At 66.8% G+C, this 20,053-nt stretch carries 16 protein-coding genes and 1 pseudogene; 9 read left to right on the top strand and 8 right to left on the bottom strand.

Annotated features, from left to right (window positions below; genetic code table 11):
- Positions 1 to 391 precede the first annotated feature (391 nt).
- Positions 392 to 2,497, bottom strand: coding sequence for a phosphoglycerol transferase I (locus AC5P8J_RS19145; protein WP_494540277.1), 2,106 nt, complete (start codon positions 2,495 to 2,497; stop codon positions 392 to 394).
- A gap of 244 nt (positions 2,498 to 2,741) precedes the next feature.
- Positions 2,742 to 4,388, bottom strand: a pseudogene (locus tag AC5P8J_RS19140) (ABC1 kinase family protein); the annotation flags it as partial.
- A 207-nt stretch (positions 4,389 to 4,595) separates the two neighbouring features.
- Between AC5P8J_RS19140 and AC5P8J_RS19135 the strand changes: the two are divergent.
- Positions 4,596 to 5,522 (top strand): DUF808 domain-containing protein, encoded by a 927-nt coding sequence (locus tag AC5P8J_RS19135; RefSeq protein WP_021202649.1) that lies wholly within the window; start codon positions 4,596 to 4,598, stop codon positions 5,520 to 5,522.
- 95 nt (positions 5,523 to 5,617) lie between these two features.
- Here AC5P8J_RS19135 and AC5P8J_RS19130 read toward each other — a convergent pair whose 3' ends face one another.
- Entirely contained in the window at positions 5,618 to 7,156 is a 1,539-nt protein-coding gene (locus AC5P8J_RS19130) for a GGDEF domain-containing protein (protein WP_494540278.1), read from the bottom strand.
- Between the two features lie 105 nt (positions 7,157 to 7,261).
- Between AC5P8J_RS19130 and AC5P8J_RS19125 the strand changes: the two genes are divergently transcribed.
- From AC5P8J_RS19125 to AC5P8J_RS19115, 3 genes are all read left to right on the top strand, one after another.
- The gene (locus AC5P8J_RS19125; RefSeq protein ID WP_227853778.1) at positions 7,262 to 7,897 is read left to right on the top strand and encodes a Rossmann-fold NAD(P)-binding domain-containing protein; all 636 of its coding nucleotides are present in this window, start codon (positions 7,262 to 7,264) and stop codon (positions 7,895 to 7,897) included.
- A complete protein-coding gene (locus tag AC5P8J_RS19120; RefSeq protein WP_227853779.1) occupies positions 7,897 to 8,604 on the top strand; it encodes a helix-turn-helix transcriptional regulator in 708 nt (235 codons plus the stop codon). The genes AC5P8J_RS19125 and AC5P8J_RS19120 overlap by 1 nt, the downstream gene beginning before the upstream one ends.
- Before the next feature lie 271 nt (positions 8,605 to 8,875).
- Positions 8,876 to 9,262, top strand: coding sequence for a VOC family protein (locus AC5P8J_RS19115; RefSeq protein WP_227853780.1), 387 nt, complete (start codon positions 8,876 to 8,878; stop codon positions 9,260 to 9,262).
- 136 nt (positions 9,263 to 9,398) lie between these two features.
- Here the strand turns inward: AC5P8J_RS19115 and AC5P8J_RS19110 are convergent, their stop codons facing one another.
- From AC5P8J_RS19110 to pdhA, 4 genes are read right to left on the bottom strand one after another with little or no spacing between them, the layout of a single operon-like run.
- The gene (locus tag AC5P8J_RS19110; protein WP_495217047.1) at positions 9,399 to 10,793 is read right to left on the bottom strand and encodes a dihydrolipoamide acetyltransferase family protein; all 1,395 of its coding nucleotides are present in this window, start codon (positions 10,791 to 10,793) and stop codon (positions 9,399 to 9,401) included.
- Positions 10,790 to 11,143, bottom strand: a complete 354-nt coding sequence (locus tag AC5P8J_RS19105; protein ID WP_005411349.1) for an SH3 domain-containing protein — start codon at positions 11,141 to 11,143, stop codon at positions 10,790 to 10,792. Before AC5P8J_RS19105 ends, AC5P8J_RS19110 begins: the two co-directional genes overlap by 4 nt.
- 1 nt (position 11,144) lies before the next feature.
- On the bottom strand, positions 11,145 to 12,212 hold the full coding sequence (locus AC5P8J_RS19100; RefSeq protein WP_005419896.1) for an alpha-ketoacid dehydrogenase subunit beta: 1,068 nt from the start codon (positions 12,210 to 12,212) through the stop codon (positions 11,145 to 11,147).
- Positions 12,205 to 13,287, bottom strand: a complete 1,083-nt coding sequence (gene pdhA / locus AC5P8J_RS19095; RefSeq protein ID WP_099485913.1) for a pyruvate dehydrogenase (acetyl-transferring) E1 component subunit alpha — start codon at positions 13,285 to 13,287, stop codon at positions 12,205 to 12,207. The genes AC5P8J_RS19100 and pdhA overlap by 8 nt, the downstream gene beginning before the upstream one ends.
- 335 nt (positions 13,288 to 13,622) lie before the next feature.
- Here pdhA and AC5P8J_RS19090 point away from each other — a divergent pair, with 335 nt between their 5' ends.
- The 4 genes from AC5P8J_RS19090 to AC5P8J_RS19075 all read left to right on the top strand — a co-directional run bounded on the left by AC5P8J_RS19090 (position 13,623) and on the right by AC5P8J_RS19075 (position 18,231).
- Positions 13,623 to 14,498 (top strand): tryptophan 2,3-dioxygenase, encoded by an 876-nt coding sequence (locus tag AC5P8J_RS19090; protein ID WP_005419892.1) that lies wholly within the window; start codon positions 13,623 to 13,625, stop codon positions 14,496 to 14,498.
- A gap of 181 nt (positions 14,499 to 14,679) precedes the next feature.
- Positions 14,680 to 16,179 carry a peptide MFS transporter gene (locus tag AC5P8J_RS19085; RefSeq protein ID WP_005419890.1) on the top strand — a complete coding sequence of 500 codons (1,500 nt, stop codon included), beginning with the start codon at positions 14,680 to 14,682 and terminating at the stop codon, positions 16,177 to 16,179.
- 19 nt (positions 16,180 to 16,198) lie between these two features.
- Positions 16,199 to 16,804, top strand: a complete 606-nt coding sequence (locus AC5P8J_RS19080; RefSeq protein WP_069138720.1) for a thioredoxin family protein — start codon at positions 16,199 to 16,201, stop codon at positions 16,802 to 16,804.
- 287 nt (positions 16,805 to 17,091) lie between these two features.
- Positions 17,092 to 18,231, top strand: coding sequence for a hypothetical protein (locus tag AC5P8J_RS19075; RefSeq protein WP_495217045.1), 1,140 nt, complete (start codon positions 17,092 to 17,094; stop codon positions 18,229 to 18,231).
- An 81-nt stretch (positions 18,232 to 18,312) separates the two neighbouring features.
- Here AC5P8J_RS19075 and AC5P8J_RS19070 read toward each other — a convergent pair whose 3' ends face one another.
- Positions 18,313 to 18,807 (bottom strand): MarR family winged helix-turn-helix transcriptional regulator, encoded by a 495-nt coding sequence (locus AC5P8J_RS19070; RefSeq protein ID WP_014648685.1) that lies wholly within the window; start codon positions 18,805 to 18,807, stop codon positions 18,313 to 18,315.
- A 129-nt stretch (positions 18,808 to 18,936) separates the two neighbouring features.
- Here AC5P8J_RS19070 and hppD point away from each other — a divergent pair, with 129 nt between their 5' ends.
- Positions 18,937 to 20,049 carry a 4-hydroxyphenylpyruvate dioxygenase gene (gene hppD / locus AC5P8J_RS19065; protein WP_495217043.1) on the top strand — a complete coding sequence of 371 codons (1,113 nt, stop codon included), beginning with the start codon at positions 18,937 to 18,939 and terminating at the stop codon, positions 20,047 to 20,049.
- The last annotated feature ends 4 nt before the right edge of the window (positions 20,050 to 20,053 follow it).

The following is a 20,053-nucleotide window of genomic DNA, read 5'->3' as shown; positions in this document are numbered from 1 at the left end:
TGTAAGCTCGGTCGCCGCATCCATGCGGCTCACGCCCCCGCAACCGGACCCACCCCGCCTTCGACAGTTTTCCGCGATCTGTTGGAAATACTATTGGGGTCAGATCCGTTTTCCGTAGGAAAACGGATCTGACCCCATTTTGATTTTCGATATCTGACAGATTGTGTCGACCAAGGTCGACACCTACCGACAGCCGCAGGAATCTGTCAGAAGTGGGGCGGTGTCGGAGTGCGGGGTGTCAGCCGCATGGATGCGGCTGCCAAGCCTCCAGGGACGGATTTACGGCGTCCCCGCACTCCGACACCGCCCCGCCATCCCACGGAATGCACGCTGTTGCTGTTGCCGTTGCCCCGGTTTGTAGCGGGTGCAGGGCGCAGCCCTGCAAAGAACCCTACCCTCGCGGTCGGCTGCGCGACGGCACCAGTGCGAACGTATCCACTGCCAGCTTCTCGGCATGGTTCAACCACGCGCGGATCTCCAGATCGTCCACTTCGTGGTCCAGCCCGAAAGACACGTTGATCTTGCCGTCCGCATCGGGCTGCACCCACTGCTGGGCCAGCACCACCTTGCGCTGCGAGGACACCGCTTCGATCCAGAAACCGCGATCCGGGCGCGTGCTCGCCACCAGCTGCAGCATGTACTGGCCGGCACGGGTACGGCGGCCCTTCTGGGTGATCATGTGCGCCTGGCGCACGCTCGGTCGCGGTCCCTGGAACGCATCCAGCGGCGCATCCACGGCGATGCCGGCACGCAGGTCGTTGTCGCGGTACAGCTTGATGCCGTTGTCGCGGTTGACCAGCAGCGCGCACCAGTCACCGTCGGCCGAGCCGTCCTCGAACGCGGTGCAGCGATCAACATAGGCCAGCGTGTTGTCCGGATCCGCGTCATCGAACTGGCGCGAGGTGTTCTCCAGGTAGACCGACTTCAAACCCCAGTCCTTGTCGTACTCGAGCAGCACCGGTGGCTGCACGTGCTGCAGGCCGACCACCACCTGGTCGTCGCCGTCGATCTTCAGTTCACGCGTAGGTTCACCCAGCCACAGCGAACGGGCGAACGCCAGATACTGCGGGTAGTCGCGACCCTGGTCGCGTCGCGCGGCCACACTGGCGCTGGGCGCGCGTTGCGGGTCGATCAGTGAACGGCCGAAGCCCATCGTCTTCAGGTTCGGGTCCAGCAGGCTGAGCAGAGTCGCACCCGAATCCAGCGTGGTGCCGGCGTCGGCGCTGAGCTGCTGCGGCGTAATGCCATCGCCCAGGAACAGCAGCAGGTTCTCGCGCTTCTGCCGGGTCAGGATGTGGGTCAGATCGTTGGGCATCGCCAGGTGGTCGGAGGCGATCACGATCAGCGTGTCCTTGCCGTACGGGCTGGCCTGGATGCGTTCGACCAGCTGCGAGATCAGCCGGTCACTGCATTTGAGCGCGTTGAGCATGTTGATGTTGCCGTACTGGCTCTGGTAGCGCTCGCCCTTGCACGACACCGGCAGGTGGCCCGCCGGGTGGTGGGTGTCCATGGTGAGCGTGGTGAGCATGAACGGCGAGCCGGCGCGCGAGAGCTGTTCGAAGCGCTGGTAGGCGGTATCCAGCAGCACGTCGTCGTGCACGCCCCAGGCCGAGTAGTGGATGCGACCGATCTTTTTCTGCTGCTTGAACCAGGCGAGGTCACGCACTTCGTCAAAACCGTGGCTGGCCAGGAACTGGCCCTTGCCGGCGAACTGGCCGTTGGCTCCGCCCAGGTAATGGTTGGTATAGCCCTGCTGCTTCAGGTAGTCGCCCAGGCACACTGCCTTGGGCAGGAAGCTGCCCATCCGGTCCATGCTGTTTTCATCGCCCTGCGAGGTGGTCAGCGGCACGCCGCACATCGACGACACCAGACCGGCGATGGTCCAGCCGCTGCCTTCGGCCGAGGCAAGGCCGCGCACGTCCAGCGACTTCGTGGCCAGGCGGTTGAGATTGGGCATCAGGCCTGGGAACACGTTCTCGTCCAGGTAGGTGCGCTCCAGGCTCTCGCCGTAGATCCAGACGATGTTGCGTGGGCGCTGCAAGGGCTGCGTCGGTACTTGATACTCGGGGGCGATGCGGGAGAAGTCGACCGGGCGCAGCTGCTGGTACAGGCGTTGGCCGTCGCGGGCCAGCGGGCTGATCATGATCGTGGCCACCCACACGGCCGCGAAGCCCGCGAACAGCGCGCCACCGTGGCCGGGCCGGCGCCAGCGCTTCACCCGCGTGGCGAACAGCGGCAGCAGCGAGACCAGCGCCAGCACGATGAAGCCGGCGATGTAGCCCTTGAAGTCGGAGACACCGGCGCCTTCCATGTCGGCGCCGAGGTGGTAAAGGGTGGCAGCGTTGAGCCCATCACCGGACAGCTTGTCGATCAGCCACCATGCGCTGAGCATGAGCAGCAGCAGCGAGAACGCACTGGCCTTCCACCACACCCACTTCTCGGACGCGAGGAACAACCAGCACAGCAGCAACAACGACAGCAGCAGTATCCAGAGCATAGGCAGCTTCGGCAGTGACGGGGTGGTGGTGATGGACGTCGTACCGACGCGTGTCCATCCGACCGGCGCTGCCGCAAGCACATGCATGTGACAGGCCGATGACCCGATAGTGCATGCACGAACCTGACTGAAATGTTTGTTGAAATGACGCGCGCGTAATCGCGCTCAGAAGGTAAAACGAGCGTGAAAGGGGTAGCTGGATTGCATTAAAAATTGCATGAATACGGGTGTTTTTGTCGATGCGCTAGCGATGCCCGCGTTCTTCGCGTGCCCGCGCACGACGGTCGAACAGCAATGCACTGGTTACGATGCCAAGGCCGAGCACTACGCCGATGAACAACAGAATCAGGGCGATGAGTGGATAGCCGAACAGGTGCCAGCCGGTGTCGATCTTCATCATCATCGCGGCGGCCATGATCAATGCCGCGCTGATGATGCCGGCCGCCACGCGGTTGGCGATCTTCTGCAGGTTCTCCATCAGCCGCGATTCTTCCAGGCCCGTCACCTTCATCTGCAGACGGTTCTCGGCCAGCAGCGCCATGATGTCCGACAGCTTGCGCGGCCCATCGCGCAGCAACTGCTGCAGCTCCATCGCCTCGCTGGCGATGTTGGCTGCGGACAGTGATTTTTTCAGGCGCGCACGCATCACATGCTGCAGCTGGCGCTCGACGATGCGGCGGGTATCCAGTTCGGGTGCCAGCAAGCGGCATACGGTTTCCAGGTTGAGCAGTGCCTTGCCCAGCAGGCTCAGTTCCGGCGGCGTGCGCAGCCCGCAGGCGGTGGCGATGCGCACCATGTCCAGCACCACGCGGCCTTCGGAGAACGTGCCGCTGGCGGCGTAACGCGCGATCAACTGGCCGGTCTCGCGCAGATAACGTTCCTCGTCGAACGCCTCCAGCCGCGTGCTGATGCTGATCAGGTCGTCAGCCACTTCCTCGCCACGGCCATCGACCGCTGCGAACAGGATCTTCAGCAAGCGCTCGCGCAGGCGCGGCGGCATGTGCGCAACCATGCCCAGGTCGAAGATCGCCAGCCGTCCATCGGGCATCACCCGCAGGTTGCCGGGGTGCGGGTCGGCGTGGATCTCACCGTGTACGAAGATCTGGTCGAGGTAGCCGCGGATCAACGCCGCCGCCAGCGGGTCCATCGATTGTTCGGTGCGGCGAACATCGGGAATCGCATCCACGCGCACGCCGGTGGCCAGTTCCATGGTCAGCACGCGCTGGCTGCTGTAGTCCCACAGCGGCTGCGGTATCCACAGGCGGCGGAACGGCTTCAGGTGTCGGCCGAAACGGGCCAGGTTCTCGGCCTCGGCGTGGTAGTCCAGCTCCTGCATCAGGGTCTTGGCGAATTCGTTGAGCCAGTCGCGCAGACGCACGCGGCGGCCCACCTGGGTCAGGTGGTCGGCGGCCAGCGCGAAGCTGCGCAGCGCCTCCAGGTCCGAGCGAAGTTGTGCGGCCACTTCAGGCTTCTGCACCTTCACCGCCACCTGGCGTCCGTCGTGCAGCACGGCCCGATGCACCTGCGCGATCGATGCGCAGCCCAGCGGCTCGGGGTCGAACGCGGCAAACAGCTTGTTCACCCCTACACCCAGCTCCTGCTCGATGATGGCGTGGATGCGCTCGACGGGAATCGGCGCTACCTTTTCCTGCATGCGCTCCAGCGCCGTGGCGAACTCTACCGGCACCATGTCCGGGCGCGTGGACAGCATCTGGCCCAGCTTGACGAAGGTTGGCCCCAGAGCTTCCAGATCGCTGACGAACTGTTCCGGGTTGCCGTCCGCGGGAACGTCGGCTGGATTGCCTGCGGCATCCAGGTTCATGCCCGAGAACACCCCTGAATGGCGATAGCGCATCAGCAGGCGCAGGATCTGGCTGCGCCGGTTCATGCCTTTGACCAGCGGAGGATTGCCATTGGCGGTGGGCGGATTGCTCAAGCGGAACTCCCATGCGACGAAGACAGGTAGCGCCGGCCACGGGCCGGCAATGTCCGGACTCCGCAGTGTCGCCGGGGGGCGGTGGGCACGCGGTGAATCCGACGTCTTCCGCAGTCCACACCGGATCGGTCAGAATCCGCTCATTCCCTCTCTGGACTTCCCATGGCCGGTGCCAGCCTGTTCGCCCTGCTCGACGATATCGCCACCCTCCTCGACGATGTCTCGGTCCTGACCAAGGTCGCGGCGAAGAAAACCGCCGGCGTGCTGGGCGACGACCTGGCGCTGAACGCGCAGCAGGTGACCGGAGTCAACGCCAACCGTGAACTGCCGGTGGTGTGGGCGGTGGCCAAGGGCTCGCTGGTCAACAAGGTGATCCTGGTACCGGCAGCACTGGCGATCAGCGCCCTGGAGGCCTGGCTGCGCAGCCGCGGCTGGAACGTGCCGCTGATCGTGCCGCTGATGATGATCGGTGGTGCCTTCCTCTGTTTTGAAGGCGTGGAGAAGCTGGCGCACCGCTTCCTGCACTCAGCTGAGGACGACGCCGAGCATCAGGCCGAACGGCGCAAGGCGCTGGCCGATACGCAGGTGGACATGGTGGCGTGGGAGAAGGACAAGGTGAAGGGCGCGATCCGCACCGACTTCATCCTTTCGGCCGAGATCATCGTGCTGACGCTGGGGGTGGTCGCCACCGCACCGTTCACCAACCAGCTGGTCACGCTGGCCGTGGTTGCACTGGCAATGACGGTCTTCGTCTATGGGCTGGTGGCGGGCATCGTGAAGCTTGATGACGTCGGCCTGTACCTGTCGCGCAAGGGTGGGGCTTTGGCCGCCTTCGGTCGCGGCCTGGTGGCCTCGGCGCCGTGGCTGATGAAGTTCCTGTCGGTGGCTGGCACCATCGCCATGTTCCTGGTCGGCGGCGGCATCCTGGTGCACAACGTGCCGGCGCTGCACCACGCGGTGCAGGCGCTGGGCGGTGAAGGGCAGTGGGGCTGGCTGATCAGTGCTGCGGCCAACATGGTGGTCGGCATCATCGCCGGCGCCATCGTGCTGGCGGCGGTGACCGGGTTCCAGAAGCTGCGCGGGAAATGATCTGTAGAACCGAGCCCACGCTCGGCTGCTCTACGGCGCTGCGCGCCGCCGCCCGAGCATGGGCTCGGGCGCTACAGCGTCTGCACGCTGGATCATCAGCCCGCCTGCACCCGGTTCTTGCCTTGCCGCTTGGCCGCATACAGCGCGTCATCGGCGCGGCGCAGCAGGGTCTCGGTATCGTCACCGGGCTGCCATTGCGCCAGCCCGGCGCTGAAATGCACCGGCACGCGCCGGTCCTGCACGGTCAGCACGCGGTGCGCCAGTGAACGTTGCAGGCGCTGCACGGTGGCCATGCTGTCGGCGCCCTGGGTTTCCGGCAGTACCAGAACGAACTCGTCGCCGCCCAACCGTGCGATGCCGTCGGTGGCGCGCAGCAGCAGCTTGCACACGGCCACCAGGTGCTGCAGCAAAGCATCGCCACCAGCGTGACCGTGCGCCTCGTTGGTCAGGTGGAAATCATCCAGATCGATCACCGCCACGCCCAGCGGCGAGTTGTTGCGCATGGCACGCGCCAGTTCACGCTGGAGCAGTTCGTCCAGGCCGCGGCGGTTCAGTGCCTGGGTCAGCGGATCGATACGCGCCAGGTCACCGGCAGCACGCAGTTCCTGCTCCAGCTCGGCAATGCGCTGCTCTGCGCGTTCCACTTCCTGCCGCGCGCTGGCCAGGTGATCGCGGGCCTGCGCGGCCTGCTGCTGCACCTTGCCGGTGTCGCGCATCACGTCCTGTAGCAACTGGTTGAGGTCGGCGATGCTACGCGCCTCGCGCAGCTGCAGTGCGTAGCTGCCGATGCGGTCGTGGTATTCGCCGGTGCTGGTGGCCATGCCATCCATGCGCTCGATGAACTCGCCCATCAACCCGCGCATCGCCGCCTTCGAATCGTCGATGCCCTGGCGCAGCAGGCCCTGCTTGTAGATCACTTCGCGCAACTCGGCGCGGGTGCGCTCGACCGCTTCCGCTTCCAACGGCCCGTCCAGCAGCTGGCGTACTGCCGCGATCTGGCCCTGCAGCCAGCTGCGGTCATCCAGCAGCTCGCTGACGTTCTCCAGCAGCAGCGCGAACAGCTCCAGCAGCAGCGCCTGCTGCTCCTGCCAGCTCTCGGCACGCACACCGACCTGGTGGCCGAGTTCGCGCACTCCTTGTTCGATCGGCTCCAGTGCGGTACCCGGCTGCCACTGGCGGAGGCGCGTGGCCAGGGCCTGCGCCTGTTCGCGCAGGTCCGGGTCGTGCTGCAGCAGGGCCACCACCGCACCGCCCAGCAGCAGCCGCAGCTGCTCGGACAAGCGCAGGCTTTCCGGCTGCCCGTCCGGCGAATGCTGTTCGATGGTGCGGATGTACTTGTCGATCAGCTGCCGCATCGCGCGCCCATAGCGCGGCCAATCGGCGCTGGCCTGTGCCGACTGCAGGCGGTCGCCCATGTCGCCCAGCTCGCCCGGCAGGGTGGCCATGCCGTCGGCGAACGCCGCCAGCAGCGGTTCCGGCGCGTCGGCGCCTGCGAACAGCTGCTGCAGGGCCACGCCACCGCCGCCCTGCAGCACCACGCGGTCACCCAGCCCATCGTCCACCACCGCGCGCACGCGTGCCGGCGGCCCAAGGGCGGTACCGGAGGCAGGGCGGTGGTCGGGCTGGTCCGTCATGGAGCGAATCCTGGGGCTGGCAGGGACTGGTTCCAGCATATCGGCGCGGCCGCCGACGGCTTGAACGGCTAGGATGGGCGACAGGATGCCGCAGTGGAGGTGCTGATGCGCGTGATGTTGCTGGGGGCGACCGGCCTGGTCGGTGGGCTGACCCTGCCCAGGCTGCTGGACGACCCGCGCTGCAGCGCCGTGGTGGCGCCCACTCGCCGTCCGTTGGGTGTAACTCACGGGAAGCTCGAGAACCCGGTGCTGGCCTTCGACGCGCTGCCCACTTCGCCAGAATGGGCGCGCGTGGACGCGGTCATCTGCGCACTGGGCAGCACCATCGCCCAGGCCGGCAGCCGCGAGGCCTTCCATCGCATCGACCACGACTATCCGCTGGCGTTCGCCCGCCTGGCACAGGCAGAGGGGGCGCGGACCTTTGTGCTGAACTCCGCAGCCGGCGCCAACCCACAGTCGTCGATCTTCTACAGCCGGGTGAAGGGTGCATTGGAGCGCGATCTGCGCGCGCTGGGCTTCAACTCGTTGACCCTGGTCCGCCCAGGGCTGATCGGTGGCGAGCGCAACGAGGTGCGTCGCGGCGAGCGTTTCGCACTGACGGTACTCGGCGCGTTGGGGCCGGTACTGCCGCGGGCGTGGCGGATCAACCCGGCCAGCGAGATCGCCAAGGCACTGGTCGAGGCCGTGCTGGCCCCGCAACCGGGCGAGCACGTGGTGGCATCGCGCGCGCTGGTCGGCTGATGTCGCGTGCGCTGCGCCTGACCCAGCTGCTGCAGCTGCTGCGCCGCCATCGGCGACCCGTGGCCGGGCAGACGCTGGCCGACGCGCTGGGCATCAGTCTGCGCACGCTGTACCGCGATATCGAGACCCTGCGAGAGCAGGGCGCCGACCTGCGTGGCGAGGCCGGCGTCGGCTACCAGCTGGCGCCGAGCGACACCGTGCCACCGATGACCCTGCCGCCGGCCGAGATCGATGCGCTGGTGCTGGGCCTGCGCTGGGTTGCGGCCCGTACCGAACCCGCGTTGGCCGAAGCCGCACGCGATGCCCTGGCGCGTATCGCGCATGTGTTGCCCGCAGCGCGGCGCGAGGCCTTGCGTGACAGTGGCCTGCGGGTGGGCCCTTCGCGTGCGGCGGCCAAGGTTCCCCCAGCTCGTCTGCAGGCCGTGCGAGAGGCTGTCGGTTCACAGCAGCGCCTGAAGTTCGGCTACGAGGACGCGCACGGCCAGCGCAGCGAGCGCATCGTCTGGCCGTTCGCGCTGGGCTACTTCGATGAGGTGCCGATGCTGGCGGCGTGGTGCGAGCGCCGCGAGGATTTCCGCCATTTCCGTCTGGACCGCATCCGCCAGGCGCGTGTGCTGGAGGATCACTACCTCGTGCCACGCGCCACCCTGCTGCGACGCTGGCAGAAGGCGCAGGGCATCGCGCCGGACTGGCTGGACCGTTCGTAGCCACAGCAACAGCGGGGAGCGGGCGGCGGGGTAGAGTCGACTGTTAGTCGACTATCGCGCGCAGCGCGGGGTTTCAAGCGCGTTGAAGGAAGAGCAGTCGACTAACAGTCGACTCTACCGACGGTCGACTATCGCGCGCAGCGCGGGGTTTCAAGCAGGCTGAAGGAAGAGCAGTCGACTAACAGTCGACTCTACCGACAGACGAATCTGCTGACAGAATCTGTCAGCAGGGCCGTACCACCATGATCGCTCCCAACAACGGAGCTTCCCCATGTTCAAGCCCAGCACCCTGCTGCAGCACGTGCGCGACGTCGCCGCCAGCGCCACCTTCTACAGCGGCATCCTCGGCAAGCCGCCGGTCGAGCAGTCGCCCGGCTTCGCCCTGTTCCTGCTCGGCGATGGCGCCGCACTGGGCCTGTGGCAGCGCGACGACGTGCAACCGCCGGTGTTCGCGCAGGCAGGCGCCGCCGAACTGGCAATGGTGGTGGCCAACCCCGACGCCGTGCAGCAGATGCACGATGCGTGGCGCGCTCTTGGTGTGGAGATCCTGCAGGCGCCGGTGACGCTGGAGTTCGGCCATACCTTTGTCGGGGCAGATCCTGATGGCCACCGCCTGCGGGTCTACAGCCGTGCCGAGGGCTTGGTCGCGCGCGATTGATCGCCCGCATTGTGTAGATCCACGCCATGCGTGGATGGAGCGCGACGGAGCAGGCACAAAAAACGCCGGGCTGTGCCCGGCGTTTTTCCAGTTCATGTGCCAACCAACGGTTGGCACCTACCGGTCAGGTGGCCGATCAGCTGGCCAGCGCCAGGTCGTCCATCATCGCGCGCAGGAAGCGGGCGGCTTCACCACCCGTAGCCGCGCGGTGGTCGAAGGTGACCGACAGCGGGATTACCTTGTGCGCTTCCACGCCGCCCATCACCGGGGTCATCTGGTGGCGGGCACGGCCGGCACCGACGATGGCCACGCACGGCGGCACCACGACCGGGGTCGCGTAGCGGCCGGCGAACATGCCGAAGTTGGACAGCGAGATGGTGTAGCCGCTCAGTTCCGAGGCGGCGATCGAACGCGATTCCACCTGCTCGCGCAGGCGATTGACGCCTTCGCGGATGCCGCGTGCATCGAGCATGTCGGCATTGCGCAGGGCCGGCACGAACAGGCCGTCGTCGGTGTCCACGGCGATGCCGATGTCCACCTGGGCGTGCAGGGTGCGGGTCAGCGCTTCACCGTCGAACCAGGCGTTCATGGCCGGCACCTTCTGTGCGGCAACGACGATGGCGCGAACCAGGCGGGCGGTGACGTCGTTGCCCGGCAGCCAGGCGTGGATGTCGGCGTCGTCGTTCAGCGTGGTCGGCACGACCTTGCTGTGCGCGTCGGCCATGACGCGGGCCATGTTGCGGCGCACGCCCTTCAGCGGTTCCGGCTGGCCCTTGGCGACCACGCCCGGCGGCTGGGTGCGCATCGGCTTGCCGGCGGCGGACAGCGGAGTGCGGGCTTCGCTCTGCACCGGGGCAGGTACCTGCGCCGGGGCCGGCGCGGCATACGCGGCGGCAACCGGTGCCGGGGCGGCGCCGAGTTTGGCGGTGCCGTTGGCGGCGGCCTGCTTGACGTCGGCCATGGTCACCGCGCCATCGGTGCCGGTAGCGGCCACGCGGCTCAGGTCCACGCCCAGCTTGCGCGCCATCGCACGCACGGCCGGCACGGCCTTGACGCCACCGACGGCCAGCGCCTGCTCGGCGTGCACGGCATTGGAGCTCTGCATCGCGCCGACCACGGTACCGGCGTCATCGCGCTCGGCTGCGGCGGGCTTGGCGTCCTCGGCGGCAACCGGAGCGGCCGCAGCCGGCAGCGGCGGCGGGGTCGGTGCGGCAGCCGCCGCCGCCGGTGCGGCGTGACCATGGCTGTGGCCGGTGTCCTGGCCATCGGCGCGCTGCGGCAGGTTCGGGTCCAGTTCGAAGCTGGCCAGCACCGAACCGGTCGGGATGATGTCGCCGGCAGCGCCGGACAGCTTCAGCACCTTGCCGGAGAACGGCGAGGGCACTTCCACCACGGCCTTGGCGGTCTCCATCGACACCAGCGGCTCGTCCAGCTTGATCACATCGCCTTCCTTGACGAACCACTCGACGATGGTCGCGTCCGGCAGGCCTTCGCCCAGGTCGGGCAGGTTGAAGTTCTTGGTCTGGCTCATTTGCAGTTCTCTTCCAGCAGTTCCAGTTCGCGGGCCGGCAGCCAACCCGTCGCGCCATTGGCGCGCTCGGACCACCACCACCCGCCGTGTTCGTGATGAAGCTTCACCATCTCGCCGCTTTCCACATCCAGCTCGCGGGCGTCGTAGTCGCACAGGGCTTCGGCGCGACCCTCGTCCAGCAGCTGCAACCAGGCGATGGGCGCCCATCCAGCGCGCCCATCGTTGGTGCGTACCCAGGCAAACGCCGGCCATTCCTCGTCACGTACACCTACTTCGACGATCTGGCCGGTGTGGAACCGGAGCGGGTTGGGATACTGGCTGCGGTAAGCCCCCAGAAGGCGGGCCCGCATGTCAGCCGGCCGCCACCGCGCGCTTGGCCGCCGCCACGATCCGCTCAACGCTCGGCAGGTACTTCATTTCCAGGCGGAACAGCGGAATGTGGGTGTCGTAGCCAGTGACGCGCTCGACCGGGGCCAGCAGGTCGTAGATCGATTCCTCGGCCAGGCGCGCGGCGATCTCGGCGCCGAAGCCCGCGGTCTTCGGGGCCTCCTGCACGATCACGCAGCGGCCGGTCTTGGCCACCGATTCGGCGATGGTGGCGAAGTCCAGCGGGCGCAGCGTGGCCACGTCGATGACTTCGGCACTGATGCCTTCGCCGGCCAGCTTGTCGGCCGCTTCCAGTGCTTCCTTCACCTGCGCGCCCCAGGTCACCAGGGTCACGTCGGTGCCGTCGCGCAGCACGAAGCAGACGTCCAGCGGCAAGGCTTCGCCGTCGTTGACGACCACTTCCTTGTACTGGCGATAGATGCGCTTGGGCTCCATGTAGATCACCGGATCCGGTTCGCGGATCGCGGCCAGCAGCAGGCCGTACGCACGCTGCGGCGACGACGGCAGCACCACGCGCAGGCCCGGCACGTTGGTGAAGATCGCCTCGTTGGCTTCGCTGTGGTGTTCCGGCGCGCGGATGCCACCGCCCCACGGCACGCGCAGCACCATCGGGCAGTGCAGGCGGCCACGCGTGCGGTAACGCAGGCGTGCGGCGTGGCAGACGATATGGTCGACCATCGGGTACATGAAGCCATCGAACTGGGCTTCGGCCACCGGCTTCATGCCTTGTGCGGCCAGGCCGATGGTCAGGCCGGCGATGGTGGTTTCGTCCAGCGGGGTGTCGAGGATGCGGTCCGAGCCGAAGCGCTGCTGCAGGCCGGCAGTGGCGCGGAACACGCCGCCGTTGACGCCCACGTCCTCGCCAAGCACCAGCACCGACGGATCGTGTTCCAGCTCCCAGGCCAGCGCCTGGGTGATGGCTTCGATGAGGGTGATCGGGGTGGTGGTCATGCTGTCATCTCCGCGCGCGACTGCAGCGCTGTCGGCGGCGTTGGTATGCGCGCCGGGCGCGCCGTTCTTGATCTCATCCATGGCGCTTCTCCAGGGCGATCGCCTGGGCACGCTGGGCCAGCAGGTCCGGCGGCGGATCGGCATACAGGAAGTCGAACATCGCCTCGACCGGCTGCACCGGCGTGTTGAGGTACAGGTTCACTTCCTCGTCCACGCGCGCGCCGCACTCGGCGGTCCAGGCGGCTTCTTCTTCCTCGCTCCACACCCCGGCGTTGATCAGGTACTTGCGCAGGCGCAGCATCGGCTCGCGCTGCCAGGCATCCTTCACTTCGGCATCGTCGCGGTAGCGGCGCGCGTCATCGGCGGTGGTGTGGTCGGACAGGCGGTAGGTCATCAGTTCCAGCACGGTGCCACCGTCGCCGGCCAGCGCACGTTCGCGCGCCTGTTCCATTGCCGCCAGCACCGCGATCAGGTCGTTGCCGTCCACCTGCAGGCAGTGCAGGCCGCCTGCCAGGCCCTTCTGCGCCAGCGTTTCGGCACCGGTCTGGGCCGAACGCGGCACCGAGATGGCCCAGCCGTTGTTGACGATGCATAGGATCAGCGGCAGCTTGTAGGCGCCGGCCGAGTTCAGTGCCGCGTAGAAGTCGGTCTTGGAGCTGCCACCGTCGCCGCACACGGCCACGGCGATCTGCGGTTCCTTGTTGAGCTTGAACTTCAGCGCGGCACCTGCCGCATGCAGGCACTGGGTGGAAATCGGCACGCAGAACGGGAAGTCCTTGGCCGCGTTGCCGCCGTAATCGTTGCCGCGTTCGTCGCCGCCCCAGTACATCAGCACGTCGTGCGGGCGCACGCCACGCATGAACATCGCGCCATACTCGCGGTACGAAGGCGCGAACACGTCGTCCTTCTGCATCGCCGCGCCGATACCCACGTGCGCGGCTTCATGGCCCAGGCAGGCGGCATAGGTGCCGAGCTTGCCGGTGCGCTGCAGCGCGATGGATTTGCTGTCGAACGTGCGTACGAACAGCATCTGCTTGAACAGCGGTACCAGGACCTTGGGGTCGCGCAGCGACGCGGGCAGGTCGTCACGGACGAGCGTGCCGTCCGTGTCCAGATACTGCAGGTATTCGATCTTGAATTCAGCGGCAACCGTCATTGCGTACTGCACCTTCGACAGAGAAGTTACAAATGATATGAATCGCCATGTTAAGGAACGCGTACGGAATAGCCTTCCTGCGCCGCAACACGGAGATTCCCCGTTTTACCCCTGCCGGCGGGTGGGGGGCCAATAACAACAACGTATTCAGTCGTTGCTGCAAAGCATCAGAATACGCCTCTGGCTGACTGCCGGTACAACGGCGCGGACGGTTCCACGCGCAGGCCGGTGGTCGGCCGATGCTCCACGGCCAGCCGCACGCCCCGGTATGGACCGGGCGGCTGCCAGCGCGGCGGCAACGCGCTACCCTTGCCGCCCCCGATCTGGTCCCGCCCATGTCCGTCGACAACAACCAACGCGATCTCGAAGCCGGCATCCACACCGACCTGCAGGGACGCCTGACCTACGGCGGCTACCTGCGGCTGGACCAGCTGCTCAGCGCGCAGCAGCCGCTGTCCAGCCCGCCGCACCATGACGAGATGCTCTTCATCATCCAGCACCAGACCTCGGAGCTGTGGCTGAAGCTGCTGGGCCATGAGCTGCGTGCCGCAATCGGCTTCCTGCAGCGCGATGAAGTCTGGCAGTGCCGCAAGGTGCTGGCGCGCAGCAAGCAGGTGCTGCGCCAGCTGACCGAGCAATGGTCGGTGCTGGAAACGCTGACCCCGTCCGAGTACATGGGCTTCCGCGACGTGCTGGGCCCGTCGTCGGGCTTCCAGTCGCTGCAGTACCGCTACATCGAGTTCCTGCTGGGCAACAAGAACGCGCAGATGCTGCAGGTGTTCGAGCATGACCCGGCCGGGCAGGCGCAGCTGCGCACCGTGCTGGAGGCGCCCAGCCTGTACGAGGAATTCCTGAAGTACCTGGCCCGCTTCGGCCATGCCGTGCCGGCGGTCTACGAGGCCCACGACTGGACCCAGCCACACGTGGCCGACGACGCATTGCAGCCGGTCTTCGAGCGCATCTACCAGGACACCGACCGCTACTGGCGCGAGTATGCGCTGTGCGAGGACCTGGTGGACCTGGAGACGGCTTTCCAGCTGTGGCGATTCCGACACATGCGCACCGTGATGCGGGTGATCGGCTTCAAGCGTGGCACCGGCGGTTCGTCCGGCGTGGGCTTCCTGGCCAAGGCGCTGGAACTGACCTTCTTCCCCGAACTGTTCCAGGTGCGCACCAGCCTGCAGGCCGCGCCCCCGGCAGCGCTGGGCTGATCCCCATTCAGCTTGGTTCCCGGCCCGCGGCTGGATCGTTTCAGATGCAAGTTCAGGGAGCAGGCTGCCACCTGCCTCAAACGGCGTGTATTTGACGTGAACGCCAGAAGTCGGTGATCCTCGCGCGTTGCTCCAACTGCACAGCGGACGTGCTCGTCATCCACCGAACCAGGAAATCCGCATGAGCGTAAACGCCACTGCGAACACCCCAGAGCCGGCACTGCCGGACTTCAAGACCACGCTGGGCCACCCGCGCCCGTTGTGGATGCTGTTCATGACCGAGTTCTGGGAACGCTTTGCGTTCTACGGCATCCGCTGGGCGTTGGTGCTGTACATCGTTGCCCAGTTCTACAACGGCAGCGCTGCCGGTGAAGGCGACGCCAGCCGCATCTATGGCGCCTACCTGGCCCTGGTGTACGCCGCGGCCATCTTCGGCGGCTACGTGGCCGACCGGGTACTGGGCTACCAGCGCTCGATCCTGACCGGCGCGATCATCATGGCCGCCGGCCTGTTCATGATCTCGCTGCCGCAGGAGCACATCTTCAAGCTCGGCCTGGCCACGATCATCGTCGGCAACGGCCTGTTCAAGCCCAACATCTCGACCATGGTCGGCAAGTTGTACGGCCTGAAGGACGAGCGCCGCGATTCGGGCTTCACCATCTTCTACATGGGCATCAACATCGGCGCGATGATCGCCCCGGTGCTGACCGAGTACCTGGCCCGCAAGGTGTTCGGTACCGATGCGATGCCGTCCTACAAGGTCGTGTTCATCGCCTCGGGCGTAGGCATGCTGATCTCGCTGGTGTGGTTCTACATCGGTCGTGCCGGCCTGAAGGGCATCGGCGCACCGCCGGCCGGCGCGGAAGGTTTCGGCCGCATCATCATGGTGCTGGCCGGTGCCGTGGTCGCCATCCCGGTCGCTTACTTCCTGCTGGCCACCGGCGCCACCGCGCTGGCCTGGATCCTGGGCGCGATGTTCACCGCGCTGGCCGTACTGCTGCTGGTCGAGGGCATCCGCGAAGGCAAGGTGCAGCGCGACCGCGTGATCGCCATGCTGATCATCTTCGCCTTCAACGTGATGTTCTGGATGTTCTTCGAGCAGGCCGGCAGCTCGTTCACCTTCCTGGCCGAGAACATCGTCAACCGCCAGTTCGGCAGCTGGACCTTCCCGACCGCGTGGTTCCAATCGGTCAACTCGGTGGCGATCATCACCCTGGCCCCGGTCATCGCCTGGATCTGGGTGGCGATGGGCCGCGCCAATCCGTCCATCCCGCGCAAGTTCGGCCTGGGCCTGCTGTTCAACGGCGCCGCCTTCGCGCTGCTGATGTTCGCCCTGTCGCAGATGGTGGTGGACGGCAAGATCCCGTTCTGGACCCTGTTCATGGTCTACGTCATCCAGTCGGTGGGCGAGCTGTGCCTGTCGCCTATCGGCCTGTCGATGGTGACCAAGCTGGCCCCGGTGCGCTTGGTCGGCTTCGGCATGGGCGGCTGGTTCCTGTCCACCGGCATCGGCAACAACCTGTCGGGCATCTTCGCTGGTGTGGTCAGTGGTGAAGGCGGCATGACGGTCGAGTCGGCCCTGAAGGGGTATACCTTCGGGTTCTGGGCCCTGATCGGCTCCGGCGTGGTGCTGTTCCTGATCGCCCCGCTGATCAACAAGCTGATGCACGGCGTCAAGTAATGAAGCGAGGGTAGAAGGCATGCGCAGCAAGCTCGGTGGTGCAATGGTGGTGGTCTGTGCGGCGCTGATCGGCGCCTGTTCCCAACCGCAACCGCCTGCCACCGCCGAGCCCACGCAGCCCCTGGATACCCGGCCCACCGAGCCACCGGTCGCTGACCCCAGCGAACCGGTGGCCTCGGGCAACACCCCGGTGGCGGCGGACATTGCCGCCATCGCCGGGCTCGGCGCGCAGTTCGACCCGGCGCGCGACCCCGCCGATGACCTGGCCACCGCCAAGGTGGAAGCCCAGCGCGGCAAGAAGCGCATCCTGCTCGAGATCGGCAACGCCGCCTGCGATCGCTGCCGGGCGCTGGACGAAATGGTCGAGGGCAACGGCGACCTGCGCCGCTTCCGCGACGCCCACTACGTGTGGGTGAAGGTCAACGCCAGCGACGAACAGCCCAACACCGCCTTCTTCGCCCAGTTCCCGGTGATGGAGCGCGACTACCCGCACCTGCTGGTACTGGACGCCGATGGCAGCCTGCTGGTCTCGCAGGCCACCGGCGAACTGCGCAGGGGCGAAGCCTTCCAGCCTGCGCGGGTGAGCGCGTTCCTCAAGCAGTGGGCACCTGACAAACCGGAATAGGGTAGTGCCGGCCGTTGGCCGGCATGCTCTGGTGGGTGCCGACCGCTGACCGCCTACCCCGGTGGGTGCCGACCGCTGACCGCCATCCCCGGTGGGTGCCGACCGCTGACCGCCATCCCCGGTGGGTGCCGACCGTTGGTCGGCACAGAAGTGCATCCACGCATGGCGTGGATCTACTGTGGTTGCGGTCACATTCCCGGAATCGGCATCTCAATATCGCCACGCACGCGCCGTTACCGGCAAGGACTTCAGTCGACGCCCCGTCGACGCAACCTACCGGAACGCCCATGCACAGCGACCACGCCGAACGATTGCCCGAACCTGCCAGCCACCTGGCCGAGGGTGGGGCAGGCGAGGGCGTGACTTTGCCGGCGCAGGAATCCCTGTTGGACGACGCCGGCACCGGCGAGGACACCGTCGAACTGGCCCCGCCCCGCCACCGCCTGCCGCAGATCGCGTTGCCCGACAACGTGGTGCTGAAGGGCGCGGTACAGAAGCTGGTCGAGCAGAAGGCGCGGCTTGATGCGCTGGCGGCCGAGGGCCAGCTGGCCGGGCTGCTGCCGCCGGAATGGCAGGGCCATGGCGCGCGCGCGATCGAGCTGTCCACCTTCATCCAGGGCGTGCTGCCGTTCCTGCAGACCGGGGAGCGTGGCGAAACCGCGCCTGCCCGTCTGCCGGTGCGGCACGTGCTGGGGGATGACAGCCGATGGGGCCTGGAGGATGTCACCGAGCCGAAGTCGTTGGCGTGGTACCTGGCCAGTGACGAGCGCGCCACGGCGGGCAGCAAGGACGTGGCGGAGGCGTACCTGGTGGGTGCGCTGGGCCTGGCGTGGATGCAGGAAGGGCGCAGCCGCCCGGGCTTCCTGCGTGCGATGGGCCAGGACAGTCTGGCGGCGCGGGTGACCATGCTGGGTTATCCGCCCGCCAACGAACTGGCGCTGTACAACGTCACCGCGCATGGACAGCCGCAGATCTGGTGCGTGCATGGCCGCCGCCGCATGCGCCCGCTGGTGGCGCCGTGGCTGAGCGTGCCGCTGCTGACCGCTTACGGCGTGCCGGCCCCGGTGGCGTGGCCGTCGAGCTTCCCACCGGTGGAGGCCGTGGCCGAACTGCTGGCGACCGTCCGCCCGGGGCGCGCGCTGCCGGAAGTGGATCTGGGCAAGGTAGTGGCGAAGATCGCCGAGGATGCCGCGTCCGACGCCTGGCAACCGGTCAGCCTGCTGCAGCTCAATACATGGTCACCGCGCTGGCATTTCTTCCTGGGCACCTTCGTCGGCCTGCCGTCGCTGCTGCTGGTGGCTGCGGCGCTGGCGCTGCCCGGGGCCGTCGAAGCCGCCACGGTTGCCGCCTCGCTGGGCTTCGCCGGCGGCGCCATCGCAGCACTGGCCGTGCCGTGGATCCACGCACGGCGCAAGCACCTGAGCTGAAAAAAGGGGACGGAGGGGATTAAGTCGTAATGAGCACAGGTGTGCCTGAAACGACTTAATCCCCTCCGTCCCCTTTTTCTTTCAGACCCCTTCGCCCATCCGCTCCAGGCCTTCGCCGGCCAGGCGCAGGATCAGCTTTTCCAGCACCTGCTCTTCCTCCTCGCTCAGCACCGACATCAGCTTGCGGGTGATCTCGATCACCATCGGCGCGATGGTCTCGTACACCTCGAAACCGGCGGCCGACAGCGCCAGTACCGAGCGGCGGCGGTCGTCGCCATGCGTCTCGCGCTTGATGAAGCCGCGCTCCAGCAGGCGGGCCACGGCGCGGCTGACCGCCACCTTGTCCATCGCCGTGCGGTCGGAGACCTCGCTGGCCGAGGAGCCCGGGTACAGCGCCAGGATGGTGATCACCCGCCACTCGGGGATCGCCAGACCGTAACGATCGCCGTACAGCTTGGCGATGTTGCCGCTGACCCGGTTGGACAGCACGCTCAGCCGATACGGCAGGAACTGTTCCAGGTCGAGCAGGACGTGCGAGGCACGCAGGCGGGTCGAAACGGGATCGGCGGGGCTCATGTTGCGGTGCACCTTGCTGGTGGTTTCAAGTGTAACTATAAGGGGTGGGTCCAGACCCTGCATTCTCGCCGGGTCCCTACCTGCCCGCACCTGGTTTGTACCGATGCGGTACCGATTCGGAGCCACGCCATGAATACCGCAGTCCCGACCGCCTCGCATCCCAACCCCGGCATGCAGGTCACCACCTTCGAGAACCCGATGGGCATCGACGGCTTCGAGTTCGTCGAATTCGCCGCCCCGGCCGGCCGTGGCCAGGAGCTGCACGAGTACTTCCGGAAGATGGGCTTCAGCGCGGTGCTCAAGCACAAGCAGCGTCCGATTACCGTCTATCGCCAGGGCGACGTCAACTTCCTGGTCAATGAAGACCCCGATTCGTTCGCGTCGGACTTCGCCGAAAAGCACGGCCCGTGCGCCTGTGGCTTCGCCATCCGCTTCAAGAAGCCGGGCCAGGAGGTCTACCAGACCGCGCTGGGCAACGGTGCCGAAGCCATCGCCTTCAAGGCGGACAGCAAGGCGGTCAGCGCCCCGGTCATCAAGGGCATCGGCGATTGCATGCTGTACCTGGTCGACCGCTACGGCGCGGCCGGCAGCATCTACGACGGCGACTACGAGCCGATCGCCGGCGCCGACCTGCACCCGGTGGGCTTCGGCCTGACCTTCATCGACCACCTGACCCACAACCTGTACTTCGGCAACATGCAGCAGTGGTCGGATTACTACGAGCGCCTGTTCAACTTCCGCGAGATCCGCTACTTCGACATCAAGGGCCTGAAGACCGGCCTGGTGTCCAAGGCGATGACCGCGCCCGATGGCATCGTGCGCATTCCGCTGAACGAATCTTCGGACCCGAAGAGCCAGATCAACGAGTACCTGGACGCGTACAAGGGCGAGGGCATCCAGCACATCGCCTGCTTCACCGAGAACATCTACGAGACCGTCGAAGCAATGCGCGCGCAGGGCGTGGACTTCCTGGATACGCCGGAGACCTACTTCGAGGTGATCGACCAGCGCGTGCCGAACCACGGTGAAGACGTGCCGCGCCTGGCCAAGAACAAGATCCTGATCGATGCCGATCCGGAAACCCACCAGCGCAAGCTGCTGCAGATCTTCACCCAGAACTGCATCGGCCCGATCTTCTTCGAGATCATCCAGCGCAAGGGCAACGAAGGCTTCGGCGAAGGCAACTTCACCGCGCTGTTCGAGAGCATCGAGCGCGACCAGATCCGCCGCGGCGTGCTGTAAGGTC

It is taken from the genome of Stenotrophomonas sp. YJH_SMC_37 (assembly GCF_059370035.1).
The sequence above is the reverse complement of the archived record's forward strand: the minus strand, read 5'-3'. Positions and strand labels throughout refer to the sequence as shown.